Genomic DNA, 24,090 nt, shown 5'->3' with positions numbered 1-24,090 from the left:
TGTGAGCACAGGACTGGGGCCGCGCCCCCGGGACCGGACACCCTTCCGGCGGGAGCATCAGCGGCCAACCCGATCGGACAGGGCCACGGCCCCGCCCCTCAACCGAGGCGGTCGGCGCGGTCCAGCAGGAACCGCCGCTCGACCCGGTTGCCGGTCAGGGAGGCCGCCTCCCGGTACAGCGCCGCCGCGCCCTCCCCCTCCCCGGTCCTCTCCAGCAGGTGAGCGCGCACCGCGCGTTCGCGCTGCCGGGTCAGGGGGTCCCGGCCGAGCCCGAAGCGTCGGTCGAGGTCGTCCAGCAGGGCCAGTCCCCGCGCCGGGCCGTACGCCTTGGCCACCGCCACCACCCGGCTCAGCCGCACGGGAGCGGTGGGGCTGAGCCGTTCGAGCCACAGGTAGAGCACCGCGATCTGCACCCAGTCGGTCCGCTCCGGCGCCGGGGCCGCCGCGTGCACGGCCGCGATCGCCGCCTGCAACTGGTAGGGGCCGACCTCACCGCGGTTCCACACGCCGTCGATCAGCGCGGTGCCCTCGCGGACGAGGTCGGCGTTCCACAACGACCGGTCCTGTTCGTCCAGGGGCACCAGCTCGTCGTGGTCGCCGGTGCGTGCGGGACGGCGCGCCTCGGTGAGCAGCATGAGCGCGAGCAGGCCGGTGACCTCGGCGTCGTCGGGCAGAGAGTCGTGGAGCATGCGTGTCAGCCGGATGGCCTCGCCGGTCAGGTCCACGCGGGCGAGCTGGTCGCCCTCGGAGGTCGTGTAACCCTCGTTGAAGACCAGGTAGAGCACCTTCGCCACCGCCGTGATCCGGCTGTCGCGGTCGGCGTCGGTCGGCGGGGTGACACGGGCTCCGACCCGGGCCAGCTGCTGCTTGGCGCGGCTGATCCGCGTGCCCATGGTGTTCTCCGAGGTCCCGTGGGCGTGCGCGATCTCGGCGGTGGTCAGGCCGCCCACCGCGCGCAACGTGAGCGCCACCTGGGAGGCGGCGCTCAGCGCGGGGTGGCAGCACAGCAACAGCAGGGCCAGGCTGTCGTCGCTCTCCCGGGCGGGGCCCGCCCTCCGGTCCGGCTCCCGCATGGCCAGTTCGGCGGCGCCGATCTCCTGTTCGCGCCGGTGCCTGGCCTGTTCGGCGCGGAGGAGGTCGACCAGGCGCCGGTAGCCGACGCGGATCAGCCAGCTGCGCGGGTTCTCCGGCACGCCGTCGGCGGGCCAGGCCCGGCTCGCGGCGAGCAGCGCCTCCTGCACCGCGTCCTCAGCGGCGTCGAACCGGCCGAAGCGCCGCACCAGGGCGCCGAGCACCTGCGGCGCCTCGGTGCGCAGCAGGTGCTCGATGTCCGCGTCCGTGCCGGGGGGCCGCCGCCCGCCGTCGCGCTGGCCGTCCGCCACCGGCGGGCGCCGCTGCGCACGGTCGCGGTCGTTCACGCCGTGAAGTCCTCGCCCATGATCGGCCGGATCTCGATCGGCTCACCCAGCGCCTCGACGATGCGCGAACCGATCTCCACGGCCCGTTCCTGGCTGGCCACGTCGATCACGGCGAAGCTGGCCAGGACCTCCTTCAGCTCCGCGAAGGGCCCGTCAGTCGCCACCACGCCGCCTTCGGCCCCGCGGACCGTGGTGCTGACCGCCGGGTGCCCCAGGCCCTCGCTGCTGACGAACTCGCCGGTCTCGATCAGCTCCCGCTCGAACTCCTGGTAGGCGGCGAACGCCGCCAGCGCCTCCTCGGAGGGGGTGTCGGCGGTCGCGGCGTCCCAGGCGGCGGCCGGGGTGTAGCTGAGCAGCAGGTACTTCATGGCGGTTCCTTCCGTCGAACGTTCGGGCGAAAGAGTACGGGTCGGTCAGGCGGCACGGCGCAGGGACAGGGACAGAACGGTCGTCCAGGTGAAGGCGACCAGGCCGTTGACGGCGATCTGGACACTCATGTGCTCCGCAGACATGGGCAGCAGCAGGACGAGCGCGGCGGCTCCGCTGCCGACGGCGGGCAGCACCGCCCGGCGGCGGACGCAGCGCACGGCCAGGACGACGGCGGCGACGGCCAGCGCGGTGAAGGAGACGGCCGCCGCGGCCGAGTGGGCGATCCCGTGCCAGGACATCTGGGCCGCCGGGGCGTCGGGGGTCCCGGCGGGGAAGCCGTACTGGGGGTCCATGGTGAACACTCCGGCGGCGACCATCCCGGCGCCGAAGATCCCGATGAGGACGGGCAGCGCCCGGCGCCCGGCCCCCTCGGTGAGGGTGCGCCCGACACCGACGGCCAGCGCCAGGCCGCCCAGACCGGCGAGCACGAAGGTGGCGATCTGGATCCAGCCGAGGTCGCCGGTGGAGAGCTGGCTGATCGGGTGCCGGGTGATGTCGAAGCCCTCGCGGGTGAGCATCTGCGCGGTCGCGGAGGCGAAGAAGACCGGTCCGGCCAGGGCTCCGGCGAGGAGCAGGGGCGCGGACGAGCGGCGGGTCGCGGTGGTGGCAGCGGTGGCGGTAGCGGCCATGGGTTCCTCCTTGGTGGGTTCCTGCCGCTACCTCGTGGCGGGTTCCGGGTTCTCGACACGATCAGAGCGTGACCTAGGACACACAAAAAGCATGTCGAGGATCGGCCCGCGCCTCCGAGGTAACGGCGAACACCCACCACGACACACAAGGAGAACGGGATGTCCGAGATGACCGAGACCCACGAGACGTCGGAGAACCACGGGATGCCGGAGACCTACGAGCCGAGCACCGACCTCAGGGCCCTGGACCGCCTGGTCGGCACCTGGACGGTCACCGGCGGAGCCGAGGGAACCGTGCGCTACGAATGGATGCCCGGCGGTTTCTTCCTGCTCCAGCACGTCGAACTCTCGCAGTTCGGCCAGGCCGTCACCGGCATGGAGGTGATCGGCAACCTGCGCCCCTTCGGGGAGCCGGTCGGCGCGGACGTGGTCTCGCGCTTCTACGACTCGGTCGGCAACACGCTGGACTACGCCTACGAGCTGGTCGGCGACAGGCTGACCATCTGGGGCGGCGCGAAGGGCAGCCCCGCCTACTACGAGGGCACCTTCAGCGCCGACGGCGGCACCGTCACCGGCGCATGGGTCTACCCCGGCGGGGGCGGCTACGACTCCACCATGACCCGGGTCTGACACGGGCTGGCGCGTGCGGCCCCGGGCGACGGTTCGTCGCCCGGGGCCGCTCGTGTCCGCGTCCCCTGCGGAGACGGCCGGTCGCGCGGACGGACCGGTGGGAGTGTGCACCGGTCCGCAACCGGACTGAGGGAACCGCTGACGAGCGCGGAGTCCGGAGTCCGAGTCCGGAACCCGCACACGGGCTCGCGGGGAGTACGCTCCGGGCGGAGGAGGACGATGCGCTGTCCCACCACACGGACGGAGGCGAGGACCGATGCGGGTCTCCCTGCTTGACCGCTCACGGACGCGCAGCGGCGAGGCCGACGCGCAGACGATCGCGACGACCGTCGAGAGGGCCGTGCGCGCGGAGGAACTCGGGTTCCACCGGTTCTGGACCGCCGAGCACCACGCGGTGCCCGGTATCGCCAGCTCGGCCCCCACCGTGCTGCTCGCGGCCATCGGTGCCCGCACGCGGGATATCCGCCTGGGCACGGGCGGGGTCATGGTCCCCAACCACAGCCCGCTGGTGGTCGCCGAGCAGGCGCTGCTCCTGGAAGCGCTCTTCCCCGGCAGGATCGACCTGGGACTGGGCGGTTCGCTCGGCTTCACCGCTCCGATCCGGCGTGCGCTCGGGCGCACCGTCCTGGGCGAGGGCGAGTACCCGGCCGAGGTCGAAAGGGTGCGCGAGTATCTGAGCGGGCGGGCCGGGATCACCGCCAGGCCCAGCGTCGCGCCTCCGCCGGTGTTCCTGCTCGCCGTCCGGGAGGGGCTGGCACTCGCCGCCGAGCTGGGACTTCCGGCGGTGATCGGAGGGCCGGTCCTTCGTGACCCGGACAGGATCGCCGCGTACTTCGAGGACTTCCGGCCGAGCCGGACCGCGCCCGCTCCCTACCTGGTCGTGAACGTGGACGTCTCCGTCGCGGAGACCGAGGAGCGCGCCCGCGACCTGCTGCTGCCCGAGGCGTGGGCGTACGCGGACTCGCGGGAGGCCGGGGAGTTCCGCGCGCTCCGCCCCGTCGAGGAGGTGCGTCGGCTGCTGGGGGAGACGAGCCGCGACAGGAAGCGCGGGGAGGTGCACGGCTGGATGGACTCCGCGATCGCGGGCACTCCCGAACAGGTGGCGGACGCGCTCACCGACCTCCTCGACCGCACCGGCGGTTCCGAGGTGCTCGCCAACGTCAGCACCTACGACCGCGACGAGGTCCGGAGGACCGACGAGTTCCTCGCCTCGCTCCAGGCCCGGTGACGGGCCGCGTCTGCCGCCGTGCCGTGTCTGCCGCCGTGCCGTGTCTGCCACTGGGGCCTCATGCGGCGAGCCGTCGGCGGATCCGGTTGATGATCACCTGACGCGCGGGCGGGTGCACTGGTGTTGTCCCAGGTGCGGGGGCTTCGTCGGCGGCGATCGGCCCGCCTCCCATGAGCGAGGCCAGGATGCGTTCGGTGAGGGCCGGTTCGAGTGCGGGGGTTCCCTCCCCCGCCAGCTCCTCGACGTCCGGCCCCTCCCCCGCCCCGTTCGGCTCGGGTGGTCGGGGCGGGGCCGGTGGGCGCGGGAGTTCGCCCGGCACCGACCGGCAGGGGCCGCATCGGGGCGCTCGTCGGAGGAGAGGTGAATGGGATATAGGTGTGTGGGTCGATTCGACCCGTCGCCGAGGTCGATTCGAACCGTCGCGGCCTTCCTGATCCTGGGTCGGGTGGTCTCGTCCAGGGGCTCCTCCCCCAGTGCCGCGCGGACGGCGTTGATCTCCTCGCGGACCGGTTCGGGGAAGTCCTCGGCGGGGATCAGCAGTTCGAGGACGATCGGAAGCCGGTCGTGCGAGCGGGTGCGCTCCTTGATGTCCCCGGCGAAGAATGCGCGGGTCTGACCGGGGTCGAGCTTGCGGACCAGTCCGACGGCGACCAGGTCCGCGATGGCGCGCTTGGCCACGGAGAGGCTGAGCAGGTGGCCGGACCGGCTGACCAGGGTGTCCAGGCAGAGGAAGCACCAGCGGCCGTCGAGGTCGGCGGCGCGGGCGATGACCGTGGCGGCGATGAAAGCGCGGGATGTGGGGAAGAGTCCGGCTTCGCGGGCTTCATTGACCCAGATGTCCGGTATGAAACCAATTCCGTGCATTGCCTTGCGGGGGCGTTGACGCGGGCCGAAAAACCGGCCCGAATCACGGCGTTCGGTGGTGGCACGGGGAGCGGGGGCGGTAGACTCCACGACGAGTCGCCTTCCTGGTTCTAGCAGGCAGGTGGCACGGCCGGACGCTTGTTCACGCAGGCGTCGGCCAAATCCCGGCTCGGTGTTGGTAGCACCGGCCGGGATTTTCCTTTTCGGGGAACACGCTAGCGCAGCGAACACGGGTTCGCGTAATTTTCCGTCAAGTCCGCACATGCCAGAAGCCTGAACTGTCTGCTTTGCGCAACAATTCACATAGAACGGTTTTGCTCTGTGTTTTCCGATTGGCACGAAAAAGGAACAGAACCCGGAGGGCCGGGCCCGGTAGCCATCCCCGACCCGGCGCGACGCTCCGGACTCGACCGGGCGGCCCATGAGGACGCCGCCGACACCACCGGCCGGGGTGGTTCGCGCCGCACACGACGAAGCCCCCGCGCCCGGGAGACCGGGTTCGAGGGCTTCGCGCGCTTCAGTTCAGGCGGGCCTTGCCTACCCTTCCACCTGAACCTTGTCCGCCTGCATGCCCTTCTGGCCCTGGACAGCTTCGAAGCTGACCGTCTGGCCTTCCTGCAACGACTTGAAGCCGGTGCCCTCGATCGCCCTGAAATGAACGAAAAGGTCGGGCCCGGACTCCGGCGTGATGAAGCCGTACCCCTTCTCGTCGTTGAACCACTTCACCGTGCCGGTCTGGCGCTCAGCCACGTGTCTTCCCCATCAGTAGTCGGCGGTTCCCATCAGCGAACCCCAAAAATCATGGCATGGGATCGCCTCGGAAAGACGCAGAAACGGCCGGAAACACCCGACTTCGCGAACCCCGACCCGGGCACGCTGCGGCTTCGCGTTCCAGGACGCCCCGTGCACCCGCGGGTCGGTCCACCGCTGCCTGTTCCGCGCCGGACCCGGGCGAGGTAGACACCTGCGCGGGTGGCGGTCTGTTTCGCCATTCCCCTGTTGCCCCGGCCGCGGCGTGGCTACCTTGGTCCGGTTCCTGCACGCCGCGTCACGAGGACCACGACCATGGGCAACCCGACCACGGACGTCCCGAGCTACTGGGACCGCTACGCCCAGGGCGTCACCCCACAGGACCCGGAGGAGGCTCTGGCCACCGCCCTGGAGTGGACCCAGTACCCGGGGCACGGTCCCGGGTTCGAACCGCTGGGGGAACCCGCCTCCGCGTTGGAGCTGGGGGCCGGGCGGGGCAACGCCGTCGCCGCGCTGGCCTCCCGAGGGGTGAAAGCCGCGGGAGTGGACGTGTCACCGGTGTCGGTGGAGCACGCCCGCCACCAGTGGGGACACCTGGGCGCGGAGTTCCACCACGCGGACGCGGTCGAGTTCCTGGCGGGGACCGGCCAGCGGTGGGACGCCGTCTACTCGGTGTGGGGAGCGGCCTGGTTCACCGATCCCGGCGTGCTGTTCCCGCTGGTGCACGACCGTCTGGAATCCGGTGGAAGGTTCGTGTTCTCCTGCGCCCCCGCGGTTCCCGGGTCGTACGGAGTGCAGGGCATGTACGGAGGCGGGTTCAACGGCCGGGAGGTGTGGGTATACCGGTGGGCCTACGAGCCCGCGGTGTGGGAGGAGATCCTGGTTGGCCACGGGTTCCGTGAGGTGCGTGTGTGGGAGGAGGCGGCCCCGGAGGCCGACCATGTGGGAACCCTGATCGGAACCGCTTCGCGATGAGTTCCCGTGCCGCCGCCGCAACAGCCCACGCGGGCAACGACGTCGGCCGAACGACGACCGGCCTCCGGACGCTCCATGCCCCTGGACCACCGTCGGCACACGGGAATACATTCCGGGAATCTTATACTTTTTCTCCTATAGTGGATTTGCCATCTCCATATCACGGATCTTTTTGTGTGGGAATAATTTTCTGAACATTGGCCGAAACGGGTCCAAAGGGATTGCACTCCCCCACCCTCGGGCATCTCAACGGCAGCGACGCGCGAGACCGGGAAAGGCGAAGATTCCACGGCTCCACCGAGAAGACGTGGAACATCGTCGCACCAGCCCCATTCAGAGAATTCCTTTCTGGAAGAGGAAAGGTCGAGCGGCCGATGTCCGCGAGCCGTCGAAATTCTTCGCGTCCACCGTCGCCCCACAGGTGCACCGGTCTCCCCCGGACCGGCTGTGCCACATGTGTTCCTGACAGTTCAGCGCAGTCCCCCGAATGGACGGAGAAGGTTGACATGGCGTACTGGAAGCAGATCTCCGGAGCACTGACCAGGATCTCGGCGGGCTCCCGCACCAACGTGTGGGGCGTCAACGCGAGCGGATCGATCTACCGCTACACCAACGACGACGCCAACCCCTGGGTCAACATCCCCGGAGGACTGACCGACATCAGCGCCGCCGCCGACGGAACCGTCTGGGGCGTCAACGCCAACAACAACATCTACCGCTACACCGGCGACCAGGGCTCCTCCCACTGGAAGCAGATCTCCGGAGCACTGACCAGGATCTCGGCGGGCTCCCGCACCAACGTGTGGGGCGTCAACGCCGACGGAGCCATCTACCGCTACACCAACGACGACGCCAACCCCTGGGTCAACATCCCCGGAGGACTGGTCGACATCAGCGCCGCCGCCGACGGAACCGTCTGGGGCGTCAACGCCAACAACAACATCTACCGCTACGCCGGCGACCAGGGCTCCTCCCACTGGAAGCAGATCTCCGGGGCTCTCACGGGGATCTCGACGGGATCGCGCACCAACGTGTGGGGGGTCAACAGCAGTGACGCGATCTACCGTTTCACCAACGACGACGCCAACCCCTGGGTCAACATCCCCGGAGGGCTGACCGAGATCAGCGCGGCCGCCGACGGAACCGTCTGGGGCGTCAACGCCAACAACAACATCTACCGCTACACCGGCGACCAGCCCTGATCCGGGTCCGCGACAGGTGACGGCCTCCCGCGGCGACGGCGCCGCGGGAGGCTTCCCGCCTGCCCCGTTCTGTGGAACGGGGTGCCCACGCCCAGCAAACAGATAAGACCGGCCCCGCCCACTACGGGCGGGACCGGTTCACGCTGTGCCGCTACTGGACGCGCACCGCTGCGAGCAGGGCGATCCACTCGGACGCCGGTGCCGATAGGTAGCCCAGGGCCCGGTTCTGGGTGTCGCGGATGCCGGTGACCGGGCCCTCCGCAACCTCGACGCAGTTACCGCCCCCGCCATCACTGTAGGTCGACTTGTGCCATTCCTTCACTACCTGCTCCTCAATCCGAGGCGATGAAGTAGATCCTTTGCGCCGGTGAGAACGCCGAACCACGAAGCGCTCCATCGTTCCTGGCAGTCTGTCACGTATCCGGCAGCCGTAGTATTCGACTTCTCCAGAAACTTCCACACACTTCAGCTACTCCGTGAACGACATCCTTATCAACCAGAACGCTGCCACTGAGCACAAAAACGGCTCCCTGCCAGGGGATGGCAGGGAGCCGTCTCTGCGATGCGCTCTAGAGGGCCTTCACCAACGCGGTCCATGAGTCCGGCGTAAGTTCGATATGCCCGAGGTTACGGTTCTCCGTGTCCCTCACCAGAACCTTGTCGCCTTCAGCCACCTCCACACATGCCCCCTGGTTTCCGCTGTAGCTGGACTTGTGCCATTCCTTCACTACCTGCTCCTCAAAGCGACGCGATGAAGTCGATGCTTTCAGCGGGTGAGAGCGCCAGACTACGAAGCGCCCCGAACCGCTGTTGGCAGTCTGCCACGACCTCGGCGTCCGTGATGATCTGACCCTTGCCCGGAACTTCTGCGTACACCAGGTACTCCGCGAACGACATCCGCATCACCATGAACGCCCCATCCATGGCACCATGCGCACCGCGATGGTACGGAGCCACCTGCACCTCGATGTGAGGCTGCCTAGCCCTGCGGAGAAGGACTTCCCTCTGTGCTTGCATGAGACTCGGGGAACCGACCGTGCGGCGCAGTGCCCCTTCCTCGATGACAAACATGGCGAGGGGAGGCTTCGGCCTGTCAAGAATCGCCTGCCGCTCCATCCTCGACTGCAGGAGTTGCTCGCTTTCCTCAGCTCCCAGCGGAGGGAACGCTGCACTCACTACCTGGCGTGCGTAGTCCTCAGTCTGAAGCAGCCCGGGCACAGCCTGAGGTTGGAATTCCTGGATGACCTGGGCTTTCTCCTCGATGACCACAAACTCCTGGAGCCACCAGGGCTGCGCACGCCTCGCCCCTGGCCACAGACCGAGCAGTGAACCGTGGCCTTCCAGGGCAGCATCTGCAAGCTTCGCGAACTCCTTGGACGGCCTCCGTTCCCCGCGTTCGATAGCCCCCACCTGCTGCTTGGAGGTTCGAGTGAGAACACCTAGTTTCTTTTGGGACAAATCAGCCAATTCTCTCATTTGTCGCAGCGTTGCGCCGAACTGATTCATTGCGGCCTGCTGAGAAGCAGTGATCTTGGGAGGCATAGCCACAGGTAACCACAACCGACCACGGACGCCCACGGGGGGAATGAGCAAGGATGCAATTTGGACCCGGGCCTAGAGAACTTCTTCGCTGGTCAGGCAGGGTGTCTCCACGAAAGTAAACCTGTGGCTTTCAAAGGACGAGACCAACGCACCTGGCCCCCAGGTGAGGATCGCTGGGGCCTCGGGAACCTACCGACTCCTTCCTTCACTGGGCGGCCACGCGCGAAACCGACTCGCGAAGACAAGACCTAGACACAAAAAGCCCCGAAGGTCGCCACTAACGACCTCCGGGGCAAATGCCCCACCTGTCCACAAAGAGCAAAGGTGAGACCGATGAAGTCTACCGCTCCACCCCTTCCACTTCCACGCCGACTGTGCGGAACCGCCACCAAATCAGGCATCCTGCTCGGCCCCGAACTCGGCCACGTCAAGATCGCCCGCCGCTGGGCCGCCCAAGCCACCCGCTCACGCCCCAGCCTGGCCGAACCCGTCAGCGTCACCGTCTCCGAGCTGGTCACGAACACCCTGCGTCACTCGGCATCCGGGCTCCCCGGCGGCAGCATCCGCGTGGAGATCGAACGCACCTCACGTCACCTCGAACTCCACGTCACCGACAACGGCCCCCGCCCCGGCGAACAACCGACGTTCCCGAGCGTGCCCGACCTCGAACCCCTGCGCCCCAGCGGCAACGGCCTGCGCCTGACCGAAGCCCTGTGCTCCTACTGGGACTGGAAGCAGCACTCCTGCGGCGCGATCACCGTCCGCGCCGTCTTCCCCTGGTGACCCACGCATCCCCGTGAGCGCTCAACGCTCCATGCTCCGCACCACCCGACTTGTCCCCCGGGCCGGTGCGGACGGGCCGATGCGAAGAGCACCAGCCCGAAGCCCCGCCCTCCCCTTCCCCGGGAGGGCGGGGCCACCCCACCAGCCACCCGCACCACACCCAGCGCCGAGTACCGACCCCCCGAAGACACGGAAAGCCCCTCATGCCCGACTACAGCTACCTCCTCGACGGCCGCCCCGACGTCCTCACACCCAGCGAAGTCGCCCAACTGTTCAACATCCGCCCCCGCAGCCTCCACCGAGGCGAATGGGACAACGTCCTCAAACCCTTCCGCACCCCCGGCGGAGCACGCCGCTACCCCAAAGAACACATCGCCACCCTCCTCAACCAGCCGGACGATTGCGCCTCCGCCGACCTCTCCGACACCTGAGCCGGGGTGAAAGTCCCGCGCGGTCTCACGACCGCGCGGGACGACCACCGCCTCACCAGTCGGGGAACCCGAGGCGCAGGAGATGCCATTACCAAGGTGAATATCCTCGCACTGATCAATTTCTGCAGAGCCCAGGAAAACGTTCGCCTCCTCCACATAGTTCTCCAGAAAATGGATGCCGATGAGTGCGCTTCAGTAGTGGAACTAGGCATCATGAAGGTTCTTCACCGCGAGCACTGCGAGCCTCTTACCTGTGGTTTAGAGCGAAGGTGACAATTGAAGAGCAGCAATGTATGATGACCCTAGACCAAACTTGACTCCCCCGTGAGGTGATGGCGTGAGCAATTTCGGCGGCAGAAGGTTAATCTACGGGTTTCTATTTGGCCTCTTAGCGGGTTTGGTTTTGCTGAACGTCGGGTTCGCCCTCGCCTGGATTTCAGTACATAGCGGCTACGGCGGGCATTACGACGTCGGCATTTTCAGACTATCCTACAGCCCCAACCTGGGCCACCCTGTCCATATAGTCATCAGAGAAGGAAGAGTTGGCTTTTTCCTTGCCATGTGTGGCATTGTAGCTGCCGCAGTAAACGTTATCCGAGGGCGATAAGCAGGGGCGCGGAACAGAATCCCGCGCCCCTGATTTCATACTTTAAACCACAGGAATTTAGAGATCATTCCAGGGGGTCCACCCGCCGTCGGTCCAGATGTAGGCGTCTTCCCAGATGGGACCGCTTCCACCACCGTAGTTGACCTCGGCCCAGGCATAGTCACTCATGACCACTTCACGTCCAGCGGCAGTGGCCTCGAGTGCCATCGCGTAGCTGTTTGCGATCTGCACGGTTTCGCTTCCATCGAAGATCAAACCATATGCGCCAGCATTAGGCTTGATATCGACGCGAAGGTTATCACACTGAAGTGTTGGGAACGTCAGCGAGGCCGGACCCACGGTGAGTTGGAGCTGGTTTCCCACGTTGCAGTCATTCGACGGAGTCTGTGGCGCGAATCCAGTCATCCTGCGCACGTCTTCGTCCGCGTTCCCTTCCCAGGGCTGCGTCCGCAGTGAAAAGTCAACGATCCGAGGCTCTGGCACGACCTCCGGGAACCTTGGCTCAGCGGTCGTGAAATTCCCGTACCGGTAGTAGGCCCAGTCACGCGCATCCGGAGTCTCGATTTCGAGGGCGCGGTATTTTTCGTAGCAACTCACGAGAACGTGGTTTTCACGCGTTCCGGGCTCCGTGGCATAGTCAGGAGTAAATTCGATGCGAACGCATGCATCGCCTTCCTCCGCCATTCCTTCGGTTTCCACGCCGAAATTACTACTGGTCGACACGTCCGAGGAAGCTGCCTCTGCAGGGTCGATTTCGACTCCGACCCCGTAGGCAACCTGCTCATGGCCTTCAGAATATTGCGCCGTTGCTGTATCGAACCTCGTAGGCGTCAGGCCGTCGTCCCACACTGCCGTCACTTGTTCGCCAGTGGTCGGCTCTTCGAACTCGATAGCTGTCACATTTTCAGGGTCGACTTCTCTACCTTCAGCCGCCTGCTCTGTGACATAGGTTTCGATGGCGTCGTTGGCGGCGAACGTCGTGATCCGATCCTGCTGCATCGCTTCTTCGAGCGTAACAGTGCTCGTGGAAACGAGTTCAAATCCGGGGTCGGTTTCCTCCGCCTGCGCAGCAGGGGCGAGCCCGAGCAGAAAAGCAGAAGCAGCGAAGGGCGCGATGGCTTTCAGTTTTCCGTTATGCAAGGGGATCTCCGCATTTTGGGTAACTGACTGCATCACCCTAGCACGCGCCCGTGGACTATGCATGGCAGCCACAGTTTCTCAAATCTGCAGGTCACAGCACTTTTTCCGGAGCACAAAGGCGCGAAGCCGACCAAGAATCCATTCACACAGGAACAAGGGATTGAACAAATGCAGATCAAGCGGCTGTTTCGCCGAGTGGCCACATCGGGCCAGCGAAACCCGGTTTCCCGAACGAGGGCTTGGTGATATGCGCAAGAGCCGCCTTGGCCTCGCAGCATCGCCACGGCCAGTAGCAGTTGCTGATCCGCGTGGACTTCCAGCGCACTGCAGTCAGCAAGCAGTCCAGGGACGTGTTTGTACAGCCCGGCCTCGACGCGCCGAGAGGGTTGGCGATCGAGAACACCGTGTCCTCTGGCTGTGCCAGCAACGCGTGGGTATGACGCCCCCGTCGCCGGGGATCGACCCAAACGTTTCCGGTCATCTGGGGGACGCCACAGTGCAACGGCCCCGAGCGCCCTCGGGGAGGGTGCGCGGGGCCGTGCCGACACCTCAGCGGGCGGGGAGAATCCTGCCGGTCACCTCACCGAAGTGCACGGTGGTCCCGTCCGGGCCCGGGGCCGTAGCCGTAATAGTCACCTCGTCGCCGTCCTCCAGGAAGGTCCGCTCGGTACCGTCGGGCAGGCTCAGCGGCTCCTTCCCGCTCCAGGTCAGCTCCAGCAGGCAGCCCCGCTGCCCGCGCTCGGGTCCGCTGACCGTGCCGGAGGCGTACACGTCCCCGGTGCGCAGGGACGCCCCGTTGACGGTCATGTGCGCGAGCTGCTGGGCCGCCGTCCAGTACATCTGCGAGAACGGCGGCGTGGACACCAGGTGCCCGTTCAGCCGCACCTCCAGGCGCAGGTCCAGGCCCCAGGGCCCGCCGTCGCCCCGGAGGTAGGGCAGCGGCTCGGGGTCCTGTGCGGGCTGCTCCACGCGCGCGGACTCCAGCGCGGCCAGCGGCACGATCCACGGCGACACCGACGTGGCGAACGACTTGCCCAGGAACGGCCCCAGCGGCACGTACTCCCAGGCCTGGAGGTCGCGGGAGGACCAGTCGTTGAGCAGGAACACCCCGAACACGTGGTCGGCGAAGTCGTCCACCGCGACGCGCTCGCCCATCTCGGTTCCGGTCCCGACGACGAAGCCCACCTCGGCCTCGATGTCCAGGCGGACCGAGGGCCCGAAGACGGGCGCGGGCTCGGTCGGCGGCTTGCGCTGGCCGGTGGGGCGCACGATGTCGGTCCCCGAGACCACGATGGTGCCCGAACGCCCGTGGTAGCCGATCGGCAGGTGCTTCCAGTTGGGGGTGAGGGGCTCCTGGTCGGGGCGGAACATGCGGCCGACGTTGCTGGCGTGGTGCTCGGAAGCGTAGAAGTCCACGTAGTCGGCGACCGTGAAGGGTAGATACATGCGTACGGACGCCCGGTCCACCAGGTGCGGGCGCACGGCCGCGGCGCGCGCGGGGTCGGTGAACCAGTCGGTGAGCGCGGCGCGCACCTGGTCCCACACCGGCCGTCCGGCGGCCAGCAGGGCGTCCAGGCTGGGCCGGTCGACGGTGTCGGCGAAGGGCGCGTCCAGAGCGCGGGCCGCGGCCCCCAGGTCCAGGACGTGGTCACCGACGGCCACGCCCGTGCGGGGCGCGGGGTCGTCGGCGGTGCCGAACACGCCGTAGGGCAGGGTGGCCAGGCCGAACTGCGTGTCCGGGGCGAGGTCGAGCCAGCTGTCGGGCATGGCGTTCGCTTTCTTGGAGTGGACGGTTTCTCGAAGCGGGGGGCTCTTCACATGGACAGGGTCTCCGAGCGGCCGGGCCTCGGGGCGTGCAGGTTCCCGAAGTGGACGGCCTCTCGGAGCGGGCGAGCTCCCGAAGCGATCGGCCCCTCGGAACGGACCGGCCCCTGGAACGGTCGGGCTCCGGGACCGGACGCTTCAGCGGGCGCGGGAGGCGGGCAGCGCCCCGAGCACGACCAGGTCCTCCAGGGGTTCGGTGACGCTGCACGTGCCGAAGGAGCGGAACCGGCCGCGCACCGCCCGCGCCTCCTCGTCGGTGAGCTTGGCGGCCAGGGCCGCCAGGCGCGGGCCGTCGCGGTCGGCCAGCACGAGGGCGGCCTCCCGCTCGGAGGCCCCGTCGAGCAGGGCGGCCGTGGCCAGCAGCACGTTGAGGAAACCGTGCTGTTCGAAGCCCTCGGCGGTGGTGTGGCGGACGGCGTGGTGGAGCCCGGCCGTGCACTTGAAGGGCACGCCCAGTTCCACGGCCGAGTGCAGGAACTCGGCCAGCTCCTCCTCGCTCGGATGGGCCTCGACGGTGAGCCCCCCGGTGCGGAACTTGGCGCTGTGGCCGGTGCCCGCCAGCGACCGCAGCTCGGCGGGCACATCGGCCTGGCGGGAGACCTCCACGAACCCCCCGGCCCCCTCGGGCAGGTGCTCGTCCAGCCGCGCGGCGACCTCGGCGGCCGTCCCGGGCGCGGCGGCGGCCTCCACCCCGGCCAGGCGCAGCGCCGGGTCGGCGGTCGCGGCCGCGACGGCGGGGCCCACGCCCTCGGCGCCGCCGGGGACGGTGACCACGACCGCGAGCGGGCCGTGGCCCGGCTCCTCGCGCGCCAGGACGGCGCGCAGCTCGCCCACGCGGGCGTCGGAGACCAGGAACGGGCCGACGTACTCGGCGCGCTGTCCGGCCCGGTGGGCGCGGTGGGCGGGCAGCGCCCCGCCCATGGGGGCGTTGCCGGGCGGGAAGAGGGCGGCGTCGTCGAACAGGCCGCGGTACAGCTCGGCGCTCACCGCCGCTCCCTCCGTCCCCCGGCCCAGGTCCAGGCGTAGACTCCGTCGTCGCTGGCCAGGCCGCCCTCGCCCAGGTCGAGCGGGCGGAAGGTGTCGACCATGACGGCGAGTTCGTCGAAGGCCTCGGCGCCGATGCTGCGCTCGTAGGCGCCGGGCTGGGGGCCGTGGGAGTGGCCGCCGGGGTGCAGGGAGATGGAGCCCTGGCCGATCCCGGAGCCCTTGCGGGCCTCGTAGTCGCCGCCGCAGTAGAACATGACCTCGTCGGAGTCCACGTTGGAGTGGTAGTAGGGCACCGGGATGGCGCCGGGGTGGTAGTCCACCTTGCGCGGCACGAAGTTGCAGATGACGAAGTTGTGGCCCTCGAACACCTGGTGCACGGGCGGCGGCTGGTGGACGCGGCCGGTGATGGGCTGGAAGTCGGCGACGTTGAAGACGTAGGGGTACAGGAACCCGTCCCAGCCCACGACGTCGAAGGGGTGGGTGGGGTAGGTGTATCGGGTGCCGGAGATGCCCCCGGGACCGTCGCCGCGGTGCTTGATGAGCACGTCGACGTTCTCGCCCTCGGCCAGCAGCGGCTCGGAGGGGCCGCGCAGGTCGCGTTCGCAGTAGGGTGCGTGCTCCAGGAACTGCCCGTAGCGGGACAGGTAGCGCTTGGGCGGGGCGATGTGGCTGTTGGCCTCCACCACGTAGGCGCGCAGGGGCTGGTCGCCGGTGGGCACCCAGCGGTGGGTGGTGGCGCGCGGCAGGACGACGTAGTCGCCCTGGCCGACCTCCAGCAGACCGAAGACGGTCTCCACGCGGGCGGTGCCCGACTCCACGTACACGCACTCGTCGCCGATGCCGTTGCGGTACAGCTCCGAGGGCGCCCCGGCGACCACGTAGGAGATGCGCACGTCGTCGTTGCCCAGGACCAGGCGGCGCGACTCGACGACGTCGGCGGCCTTCCACTCCTGGTCGGAGAACAGCTCGTGCAGTTTGAGGTGGCGCGGCACCATCGGGGCGTTGCGGGTGCGGGACTGGTCGGGGACCTCCCACTCGGCGGCGTCGACGATGGCCGAGGGGATGGCGCGGTGGTAGAGCAGCGAGGAGTCGGCGGAGAAGCCCTCCTCCCCCATCAGCTCCTCGTAGTACAGCCCGCCCTCGGGGGTGCGGTGCTGGGTGTGGCGGGTGCGGGGCACCTCGCCGACCTGGCGGTAGTAGGCCATGGCGGTGTTGTCCCTTCCGTGTGGAGTGGGTCCGGGTCAGGCGGTTGGGGCGGGCTCGTCGCCGCGCGGGTCGGGCACGGTTCCTGCGGGGCGGTCCGCGGCGGCGGAGGCCCTGGGGTCGGAAGTCCTGTCGGCGGCCGGACCGCTCGCGCCGTCCGTCGAGGCGGGCACCGCCGGAGCCGGGGCGAACCCCAGCGCGGTGCGCACGGCCGCGCGCACGGCGTCGGGGTCTGCGCCCGCGACGACGGCGGCGACGTGGGCGTCGGGGCGCACCAGCCACACCTGTCCCGGCTCGGGTACCAGCGCCCTGGTCAGCGCGCCGGTGGTGTCGATCCGGTCCAGGTACAGGGCGGTGACGGGCGCCGGGGTGGCCCCGCGCGCGGCGGCGCGCACGCCCTCCAGGAACGCGTCGGGGTCGGCGCCCTCGGGGGCGGCGCCCACCAGCAGGGTCAGGCCCTCGCGCAGCAGGGGGCGCAGGCGCGCCGGGGCGTCGTCGCCGGGCAGGTCCACGGGGGCGTCGGGCAGGACCACCCCGGGGCAGGGGGCGGGGGCCCGGCCGCGCGGGGGCCTGCCTCCGAAGGGCCGTTCGGGGCAGGGGGTGGTCAGGGACGAGTCGGTGTACCAGAAGGGTTCGGCCAGGCGTCCGGAGTCGACCCGGGCGCGGGCCGCCTCCTCGGTGAGGGCCGCTTCGAGCACGGCCAGGCGGGTGCGGTGCTCCTCCTCGTCCTGGGGGACGAGGAAGCGCATGGTGGCGCTGGTGACGTCGGCGTTCTCCAGGGCGGCGGCGTGGCGCTCGGCGTGGTAGCTCTCCAGGAGTTCCTCGCCCGCCCATCCGGCCAGGACGTAGGCGAGCTTCCAGGCGGCGTTCTCGGCGTCCTGGACCCCGGAGTTGAGGCCGCGTGCGCCGAAGGGGGCGACCAGGTGGGCGTTGTCGCCGAGCAGCAGGACGCGGCCCGCGCGCATGCGTTCGGCCACACGGGTGTGGAACCGGTAGACCGAGTGCCAGACGATCTCGTAGGGCCGCTCGCCGATGATCTGGCGGATGCGGGCCTCCAGTCGGCCGCTGGCCTCCTCGGCGTCGAGGTCGAAGTCGGAGGGCACCTGCCAGTCGATGCGGTACACCGAGCCGGGGCAGGGGTGGATGAGCACCTGGCGGCCGGGGTTCCACTCGGGATCGAAGTAGAAGCGGCGTTCGCGCTCCCATCCGGCCAGGTCGGCGCGGATGTCGCAGATGAGGAAGCGGTCGTCGAAGGTGGTGCCGTCGAAGGACAGGCCCAGGGCCTCGCGGACCACCCCGCCGTGGGCGCCGAGGCAGGACAGGGCGTGGGAGCCGCGCAGGCGGACGGGGCCGTCCGGCGTGCGGCACTCGACGGTGACGCCGCGCGCGTCCTGGGAGATGCCGGTGACCCGGTGGTTCCACAGGGTGCGCACCCCGGCGGCGGCCAGGCGCTCGTCGAGGACCTGTTCGGTGCGGGACTGGGAGATGTTGACGAACGGCGGCAGGGGCGAGGCTCCCGGGTCGGGGAGGCGGACGCTGAACAGCTCGCTGTCGCGGTAGAAGGTGCGGGCGGTGTCCCAGGTCAGCCCCTCCTCCGCGACCCGTCCGGCGCCCAGCCAGTCCCAGACGTCGAGCACGTCGCGCTGCTGGCAGATGGCCTTGGAGCCGACGGCGTCGCGTTCGGGCCGTGCGTCCATGAGCAGTACGGGGACGCCCCGCCGGGCCAGCAGCAGGGCCGCGGTCTGGCCGACCGGGCCCGCGCCGAGCACCAGGACGGGATCGGCGGCGGTGTCCGCGGGGGTGCGTGGAGCGGGGGGTCGCATCTGGTGGCTCCGTTCGGCGTGGACGCCCCGTACGGGCGTGGAAGGGATCGGGAGTCGGTGGGCGGGGCGGCGGGTCAGCCCTGGAGCTGGTCCCAGACCTCGCGGTCGCGCTCGGCGGTCCAGATGACCGGGCGCTCGATGCCGGAGAACTCGTCCCACAGGCGGGAGACGTCGAAGGGCAGGCAGTGCTCGAAGATGGGCCAGTGGCCGTAGTCGCCGACGAGGGCGGCGTGGGTGGCCTCGAAGGCCTCCTTGAGGGTGCCGCCGCGTCCGTGGACGGCGCCGACCTCGCGGATCATGACGTCGAGGAAGCCGCGGGTCTGCTCGATGGCGGCGTCGACCTCCTCGCGGCCGCGGCTGACCGCGCCGCGTCCGCCGACGAGCATCTCGGCCTCCAGGGCCTTGACGCCGTCCAGGGTGGCCCCGGCCCAGTCGTGGTGGAAGGCGTCGCCGGTGTAGAGGGCGGCCTGGGCCTCGACGAGGTCACCGGCGAAGAGGATCCTCTGCTTGGGCAGCCAGGCGACGATGTCGCCCTCGGTGTGGCCGCGGCCGAAGTACTGGAGGACCAGCTCGCCGCGGTCGCCGCCCAGGTCGATGCTGGTGCGGTCGGCGAAGGTCTGGGTGGGCCAGGTCAGCCCGGGCACGGAGTCGGCGTCCTTGGCCAGGCGCGGCATGCGGGCGAACTCGCTGGCCCAGTCCTCCTCGCCGCGCTCGCGGATGAGTTCGCGGGTCTTCTCGTGGGTCAGGATGATCTCGGCGTCGAAGGCGCTGGCGCCCAGGACGCGGACCGCGTGGTAGTGCGAGAGCACCAGGTAGCGGATCGGCTTGTCGGTGTGCTCGCGCAGCTTGGCGAGCCACTCCCCCGCGGCGGCGGGCGTGGCCAGGGCCTCGAAGGCCACGAGGAAGTCCTCGCCCTCGATGGCGCCCACGTTCGGGTCGCCCTCGGCGGTGAGGGCGTAGACGCCGTCGGCCAGGACCTCCAGGGTCTGCTCCTTGGCCTCGGTGTCGGCGGATGAGGCGAACGGCTTGGCTGCCATGGTCGGGGCCCTTCACTCGCTCCGGACGGCTGCCGCCGCCCAATTGATCAAAGGTTTGATGATCCTGACCATAACGTGCTCCACGCCACAGGACCAAGAGGCCTGGAGCCCGCTACTGAGTGATACAGATCACATGATACGACGGGGGCGGACGTGTCCGCAGACCTCCCACCTGGCGGTTCGCGAGCGCGGCCCGGGCGGGGCGGACGCAGCCGCACGGCGGCTCCGCGGCGGCTGCGACCGGTGCCGACGCGTGCGCCGGGCCGCCCGCCGTGTGCCGGACCGGGCGCGGGCGCTCCCGAACGGCGCGGACGCGCGGGGCCGGGCGCGACCGGTCCCGGCGGGAGATCAGGCACTAGGCTGACCGACGTGACCCACGACACCGCCCCCGAACTCACCTTCTGGTCCTTCGTGGACTACGCGGTGCGGAAGGCCGAGCAGGAACTGCCCTCCGTGAACGCCGACGCCATGCGGATGGTCCTGACCCTCAACCGGGCGACGAGCATGGTCGTCTACGACCTGGAGTCGTCCGTGCACCGCCCGCGCGGTCTCACCTGGCCCGGGTTCCGGGTGATCTTCGCGCTGTGGCTGGCCGGGCCCATGGAGGCCAAGACCACCGCCGAGATCTCGGGGATGAGCCGGGCCGCGTTGTCCGCGCTGCTCAACACCCTCGAACGCGACGGGCTCATCGTGCGCGAGCGCGCCGCCCACGACCGGCGCGCCCTCCAGCTCAGCCTCACCGAGGCCGGGTACCGGGCGATCCTCGGCGGCTTCCGGGCGCACAACCGGCGCGAGAGCGCCTGGGCCGAAGCGCTGGAACCCGACGAGCGCCGGGAACTCGTGCGCCTGCTCAACAAGCTCATGGCGGGCTCCACCGAGGCCAAGGCCAAGTTCCGCAACTGAGGCCGCCGGGGGCACCGCCGCCAAAGGCAGTCCTTTCCCGGCCGGAATGGACCTTGAGCGGTCCCCGCCGCGCTGTGAGCATCGGGGGCATGGACGAAGCCGGACGGGCCCGCCTGCGGGCCGCGCAGCAGGAGTTCGCTGCCGAGAACACCTACCTCAACACCGCCACGCACGGCCTGACGCCCCGGCGGGCGCTACGGGCCCTGGAGCAGCACACCCGCGACGTGGCCGCGGGCCGGTTCCAGCCGGGTGGGGCAGACGCGGGCATCGAGCGCGCCCGCTCCGCCTACGCGCGCCTGACCGGAGTGCCCGCCTCCCACGTGGCCATCGGCAGCCACGCCTCCCAGTTCGTGGGCACGGTCGCCGCCAGCCTGGCCCCGGGGGCGCGGGTGCTGACGGCGGCCGACGAGTTCAGCTCGGTCGTCCACCCCTTCATGGCCAGGGCGGACGCGGGGATCAGCGTGCGCGAGGTGCCCCTGGCCGACCTGGCCTCGCGGGTGGGGCCGGACACCGACCTGGTGGCCGTCTCGGCCGTGCAGTCCGCCGACGGCGCGATCGCCCCGGTCGAGGACCTGATCGCGGCCTGCGCCGACCACGGGGCGCGGCTTCTGCTGGACACCACCCAGGCCGCCGGGTGGCTGCCGCTGCCCGTGGACCGGGTCGACTACACGGTGTGCGCGACGTACAAGTGGCTGCTGGGCCCGCGCGGTTCGGCCCTGCTCACCGGCACCGAGGAGGCGCTGGCCAAGCTCTCACCGCTGGCCGCGAACTGGTACGGGGCGCACGAGCCCTGGAAGTCGCTCTACGGCGGCCCGCTGCGGCTGGCCGAAGGCGCGCGGCGCCTGGACCTGGCGCCGGTGTGGGGGGCGTGGGTCGGCCTGGAGGAGACCCTGTCCCTGGTGGAGGAGGTGGGCGTGGAGGTCATCCGCGAGCACAATGCCGCCCTGGGAGACCGCTTCCGCGAGGCCGTGGACATGGAGCCCGCCGGGTCGGCGATCGTGTCGGTCCCGGTGCCCGAGGGCGCGGTGGAGCGCGTGGCCGAGGCGGGGATCGTCACGGCGGCCCGCAACGGGCGGATGCGCGCGGCGTTCCACCTGTACAACGACGAGTCCGACGTGGACCGGCTTGTCAAGGCGCTCAAGGGCTGAGGTGCTGAAGGGCTGAGGACGCGGGTCCGGCCCCGCCGGTGGGCGGGGCCGGACCGCTGAACCCCGGGAATCAGAAGATCAGACCGCAGAAGGGCGCGCGGGAGCGGCGCAGGGCCGCGTCCAGGCGCTCCACCGTTCCCGGGGTGTGCTCGGTGATCAGGCCGGCGCGCAGGTAGCCGTCCAGGGTGGTCTGGCCCAGGTGGGCGGCGCCCAGGTGCGACACGTCCAGGCTGACGTCGGGGGCCGCGTCCGTGGCCTCCACGCGGGCGCCTCCGGTGTCGGCCTTGACGTGCCAGCGTCCGGCGTTCCAGGGGGCGAACCGGTCGGCGACCTCAAGGACCGCCTCCACCGGCGCGGCGTAGGAACGTTCGGACAGGGCTCCGGGCACGTCCACCAGCCGCACCCACAAGGAGGTGTAGAGCGTGGGCGCCGCCCGGCCGCTGTCCACGAGCAGGTGGCGCAGCGGGTCGTCCACGGCCAGGAAGTCGAAGGTGATCTCGGTGACCAGGTCGCGGTTGAACAGGTGGTCGTACAGGGCGGTCCAGGCGGCCGGGGTCGTGGCGGTGATCTCCTTGACGTACACCTCTCCGCGCGAGCCGTCGCGCTCCCACCTGTTGCGGGTGCGGTAGAGCGCGTAGCCCAGCGGCCCGTCGGGGCCGCTGACCACCGCGGCCCGCAGCGGGCCGCGGCCTTCGCGGAACTGGGCCTGGTCGCGCAGGACCCGGTCCCACCAGTGGGCGGCGCGCTGGAACTGGCCGACCTGCACGGCGGCGACCTCGCGGTGGACCCGTTCCAGGTCCGGGCGCACCTGCCCGGGGTCGGCCAGGCGGACCCGCAGAGCGGGGTCGCGGGGCGTGTCGGCGCGCAGGCGGGCGTGGGGCTGGCGGACGGCGGTCTCCATCTCGGTGACCGCCGGGCCGTAGCCGAACCGGCCGTAGATGGCGCCCTCGGAGGCCCACAGCGCGGCGTAGCGCTCCCCGCGCGCGTGGATGTCGGCGAGCTGGCGGCGCATGAGCGCGCTGAGCACGCCGCGGCGGCGGTACGTGGGCCACACGCCCACGCCGGTCACCCCGGCCACCGGGCGCGGGCCGCCGGGCAGGGCCATCTCGAAGGCGAAGTCGTTGACCGCGCCCACGATCTCGTCCCCGTCCACGGCGACTAGGACGCGGTCGTAGCCCTCGGCGTCCAGGAGGGGGCGCAGGAAGGGTTCGCGGTCCTCGGGCGGGTCCGAGGACAGCAGCGCCTCGCCGACGACGCGCATCACCTCGGAGTACTCGTCGCGGTCGGTTCCCCGTACGGTCCATTCGGTCGGGGTGACGTCCCCTCCGGCGTTCACGGCTACGGTCCTCCACTCTTCGAACCGGGGACCGGCGCACTCGCGGCGAGGGCGGGACGGGCCCGGGTTCCACTTCGTGTTCAGGTCGATACTGGCATGTTCCGGACATGGGGCCCAGGCCCCAGGCCCGGACAGCGCGCCCGTGGGTCCCGGCGCACGGCGCACAGGGCCCGGAGGGCCAGAGCCACAACGTACGGACTCCACCGGAGGGCGTGCCACTCCTTTTCGCGGTGCGGCTCCAGGCCGACCATGCGGTCGCGGCGCGCTGCCCTCAGGGCCTGCGTGGGGAGGGACCGGCTCCGCTCGGGCGGACGTGCGGCGTTCCGGGGCGGACAGGGACCGGCCCGGACGGGCGCGGACCGGTGCGGACGGGCGCGGACCGGTGCGGACGGGCGCGGATCGGTCCGGTTCGGTCAGGGGTCGGCCCGGTGTGCGGGCTGGTGGCCGACCGCGTCCGGCCACTACCTTGCTGGCATGATCGTGCGCTCCGCCCGCCCCGGGGACGGCCCGGGCATCGCCGCCCTGATCGGTCGCGCCTCACCGCACCTGGACGAGAAGGGCTACCCGGCCTCGCTGCTGCCCGAGGACATGGTGGTGCTCGTCGCGGAGGCGGACGGGAACGGTGCGGTGGTGGGGTGGGTGGAGGGCGTGCTGGACGGCGTCTACGAGGGGTCGGGGAGCCCGGCACCGCCGCCGCACGGGTACGTGCTGGCGGTGGTGGTGGACCCCGGGTGGAGACGGCGCGGGGTCGGCAGGGGCCTGTTGGAGGGGTTCGTGGACCGGGCCCGCGCGGCCGGGGTCGAGTGGGTGTTCCTGCTGCCCGAGGAGGGCGAGGGCGCCGAGGGCAGGGTGGAGTTCTTCCTCCGGTGCGGGTTCACTCCCGTGCACGATCCCGACAGGGAGTGGCCCGCCATGGGGCGGTGGACCCGCGACGCCGGGTAGTCCGGAGCGGGGCCGGTACGGGCGTAGGCAGGTGGAAACCGACCGTACGCGCCGGGCATCCAACACCGCGCAGACCACCCCCTGAGGAAGGAACCCATGGCATTGCGATCATGGCTGGCCGTATTCACGTGCGTGACGTTGTTGGTCTCGGGCTGCACCCTGCCGGGCTCCCGGGACGAGCCCCGCCCCGAACCGGACAGCTAAGGACGGCAGGACACCGCGGACTACCCGGAGGGGCCCTACGTACGGGAAGGGCTGA

At 70.2% G+C, this 24,090-nt stretch carries 24 protein-coding genes; 9 read left to right on the top strand and 15 right to left on the bottom strand.

Going from position 1 to position 24,090, the window contains the following annotated elements:
* Positions 1-98 precede the first annotated feature (98 nt).
* Genes NDAS_RS09330 through NDAS_RS09320 form a run of 3 tightly spaced genes read right to left on the bottom strand, consistent with a single transcriptional unit; the run spans position 99 to position 2,476 of the window.
* The gene (locus tag NDAS_RS09330; protein WP_013152920.1) at positions 99-1,418 is read right to left on the bottom strand and encodes an RNA polymerase sigma factor; all 1,320 of its coding nucleotides are present in this window, start codon (positions 1,416-1,418) and stop codon (positions 99-101) included.
* Positions 1,415-1,786 (bottom strand): YciI family protein, encoded by a 372-nt coding sequence (locus NDAS_RS09325; protein WP_013152919.1) that lies wholly within the window; start codon positions 1,784-1,786, stop codon positions 1,415-1,417. The genes NDAS_RS09330 and NDAS_RS09325 overlap by 4 nt, the downstream gene beginning before the upstream one ends.
* 45 nt (positions 1,787-1,831) lie before the next feature.
* On the bottom strand, positions 1,832-2,476 hold the full coding sequence (locus NDAS_RS09320) for a DUF998 domain-containing protein (RefSeq protein ID WP_013152918.1): 645 nt from the start codon (positions 2,474-2,476) through the stop codon (positions 1,832-1,834).
* 159 nt (positions 2,477-2,635) lie between these two features.
* Between NDAS_RS09320 and NDAS_RS09315 the strand changes: the two genes are divergently transcribed.
* Together NDAS_RS09315 and NDAS_RS09310 are read left to right on the top strand one after the other, a co-directional pair.
* Positions 2,636-3,106: a hypothetical protein gene (locus NDAS_RS09315; RefSeq protein WP_013152917.1), complete on the top strand. Its 471-nt coding sequence runs from the start codon at positions 2,636-2,638 to the stop codon at positions 3,104-3,106.
* A gap of 256 nt (positions 3,107-3,362) precedes the next feature.
* The gene (locus tag NDAS_RS09310; protein ID WP_013152916.1) at positions 3,363-4,334 is read left to right on the top strand and encodes an MsnO8 family LLM class oxidoreductase; all 972 of its coding nucleotides are present in this window, start codon (positions 3,363-3,365) and stop codon (positions 4,332-4,334) included.
* Between the two features lie 93 nt (positions 4,335-4,427).
* On the opposite strand, the gene NDAS_RS09305 is transcribed toward NDAS_RS09310, so the two are convergent.
* A complete protein-coding gene (locus tag NDAS_RS09305; RefSeq protein WP_013152915.1) occupies positions 4,428-5,198 on the bottom strand; it encodes a hypothetical protein in 771 nt (256 codons plus the stop codon).
* 537 nt (positions 5,199-5,735) lie between these two features.
* Positions 5,736-5,948 carry a cold-shock protein gene (locus NDAS_RS09300; RefSeq protein WP_013152914.1) on the bottom strand — a complete coding sequence of 71 codons (213 nt, stop codon included), beginning with the start codon at positions 5,946-5,948 and terminating at the stop codon, positions 5,736-5,738.
* A gap of 315 nt (positions 5,949-6,263) precedes the next feature.
* Here NDAS_RS09300 and NDAS_RS09295 point away from each other — a divergent pair, with 315 nt between their 5' ends.
* Together NDAS_RS09295 and NDAS_RS09290 are read left to right on the top strand one after the other, a co-directional pair.
* Positions 6,264-6,923, top strand: a complete 660-nt coding sequence (locus NDAS_RS09295) for a class I SAM-dependent methyltransferase (protein ID WP_013152913.1) — start codon at positions 6,264-6,266, stop codon at positions 6,921-6,923.
* A 506-nt stretch (positions 6,924-7,429) separates the two neighbouring features.
* The gene (locus NDAS_RS09290; RefSeq protein ID WP_013152912.1) at positions 7,430-8,125 is read left to right on the top strand and encodes a tectonin domain-containing protein; all 696 of its coding nucleotides are present in this window, start codon (positions 7,430-7,432) and stop codon (positions 8,123-8,125) included.
* Between the two features lie 151 nt (positions 8,126-8,276).
* Here the strand turns inward: NDAS_RS09290 and NDAS_RS27930 are convergent, their stop codons facing one another.
* The 3 genes from NDAS_RS27930 to NDAS_RS09285 all read right to left on the bottom strand — a co-directional run bounded on the left by NDAS_RS27930 (position 8,277) and on the right by NDAS_RS09285 (position 9,667).
* A complete protein-coding gene (locus NDAS_RS27930; protein ID WP_013152911.1) occupies positions 8,277-8,447 on the bottom strand; it encodes a DUF397 domain-containing protein in 171 nt (56 codons plus the stop codon).
* 247 nt (positions 8,448-8,694) lie between these two features.
* Entirely contained in the window at positions 8,695-8,853 is a 159-nt protein-coding gene (locus NDAS_RS27925; protein WP_013152910.1) for a DUF397 domain-containing protein, read from the bottom strand.
* 10 nt (positions 8,854-8,863) lie between these two features.
* Positions 8,864-9,667 (bottom strand): helix-turn-helix domain-containing protein, encoded by an 804-nt coding sequence (locus NDAS_RS09285; protein WP_013152909.1) that lies wholly within the window; start codon positions 9,665-9,667, stop codon positions 8,864-8,866.
* 333 nt (positions 9,668-10,000) lie between these two features.
* On the opposite strand from NDAS_RS09285, the gene NDAS_RS09280 reads away from it, so the two are divergent.
* Together NDAS_RS09280 and NDAS_RS09275 are read left to right on the top strand one after the other, a co-directional pair.
* Positions 10,001-10,450, top strand: coding sequence for an ATP-binding protein (locus tag NDAS_RS09280; protein WP_013152908.1), 450 nt, complete (start codon positions 10,001-10,003; stop codon positions 10,448-10,450).
* 203 nt (positions 10,451-10,653) lie between these two features.
* Positions 10,654-10,881, top strand: a complete 228-nt coding sequence (locus tag NDAS_RS09275) for a helix-turn-helix domain-containing protein (RefSeq protein WP_013152907.1) — start codon at positions 10,654-10,656, stop codon at positions 10,879-10,881.
* A gap of 664 nt (positions 10,882-11,545) precedes the next feature.
* Here NDAS_RS09275 and NDAS_RS28555 read toward each other — a convergent pair.
* The 6 genes from NDAS_RS28555 to NDAS_RS09250 form a co-directional block, all read right to left on the bottom strand.
* Complete coding sequence (locus NDAS_RS28555) at positions 11,546-12,661, bottom strand: hypothetical protein (protein WP_126624976.1); 1,116 nt, start codon at positions 12,659-12,661, stop codon at positions 11,546-11,548.
* 516 nt (positions 12,662-13,177) lie between these two features.
* Positions 13,178-14,395 carry a fumarylacetoacetase gene (fahA, locus tag NDAS_RS09270; protein WP_013152905.1) on the bottom strand — a complete coding sequence of 406 codons (1,218 nt, stop codon included), beginning with the start codon at positions 14,393-14,395 and terminating at the stop codon, positions 13,178-13,180.
* 195 nt (positions 14,396-14,590) lie between these two features.
* Positions 14,591-15,439, bottom strand: a complete 849-nt coding sequence (locus tag NDAS_RS09265; protein WP_013152904.1) for a hypothetical protein — start codon at positions 15,437-15,439, stop codon at positions 14,591-14,593.
* Entirely contained in the window at positions 15,436-16,644 is a 1,209-nt protein-coding gene (locus tag NDAS_RS09260; protein WP_013152903.1) for a homogentisate 1,2-dioxygenase, read from the bottom strand. Before NDAS_RS09260 ends, NDAS_RS09265 begins: the two co-directional genes overlap by 4 nt.
* A 36-nt stretch (positions 16,645-16,680) precedes the next feature.
* A complete protein-coding gene (locus NDAS_RS09255; RefSeq protein ID WP_013152902.1) occupies positions 16,681-18,465 on the bottom strand; it encodes an FAD-dependent monooxygenase in 1,785 nt (594 codons plus the stop codon).
* A gap of 74 nt (positions 18,466-18,539) precedes the next feature.
* Positions 18,540-19,502: an MBL fold metallo-hydrolase gene (locus NDAS_RS09250; RefSeq protein ID WP_013152901.1), complete on the bottom strand. Its 963-nt coding sequence runs from the start codon at positions 19,500-19,502 to the stop codon at positions 18,540-18,542.
* 369 nt (positions 19,503-19,871) lie between these two features.
* Between NDAS_RS09250 and NDAS_RS09245 the strand changes: the two genes are divergently transcribed.
* Positions 19,872-20,405: a MarR family winged helix-turn-helix transcriptional regulator gene (locus NDAS_RS09245; RefSeq protein ID WP_013152900.1), complete on the top strand. Its 534-nt coding sequence runs from the start codon at positions 19,872-19,874 to the stop codon at positions 20,403-20,405.
* Between the two features lie 89 nt (positions 20,406-20,494).
* Positions 20,495-21,553 carry an aminotransferase class V-fold PLP-dependent enzyme gene (locus tag NDAS_RS09240; protein WP_013152899.1) on the top strand — a complete coding sequence of 353 codons (1,059 nt, stop codon included), beginning with the start codon at positions 20,495-20,497 and terminating at the stop codon, positions 21,551-21,553.
* A gap of 70 nt (positions 21,554-21,623) precedes the next feature.
* Here the strand turns inward: NDAS_RS09240 and NDAS_RS09235 are convergent, their stop codons facing one another.
* On the bottom strand, positions 21,624-22,889 hold the full coding sequence (locus NDAS_RS09235; RefSeq protein WP_013152898.1) for a GNAT family N-acetyltransferase: 1,266 nt from the start codon (positions 22,887-22,889) through the stop codon (positions 21,624-21,626).
* Positions 22,890-23,363: 474 nt separating this feature from the next.
* Between NDAS_RS09235 and NDAS_RS09230 the strand changes: the two genes are divergently transcribed.
* Entirely contained in the window at positions 23,364-23,831 is a 468-nt protein-coding gene (locus NDAS_RS09230) for a GNAT family N-acetyltransferase (protein ID WP_013152897.1), read from the top strand.
* The last annotated feature ends 259 nt before the right edge of the window (positions 23,832-24,090 follow it).

It is taken from the genome of Nocardiopsis dassonvillei subsp. dassonvillei DSM 43111 (assembly GCF_000092985.1).
GTDB lineage: Bacteria > Actinomycetota > Actinomycetes > Streptosporangiales > Streptosporangiaceae > Nocardiopsis > Nocardiopsis dassonvillei.
Note: the sequence above shows the minus strand (reverse complement) of the source record. Positions and strands in the feature narration are given on the sequence as shown.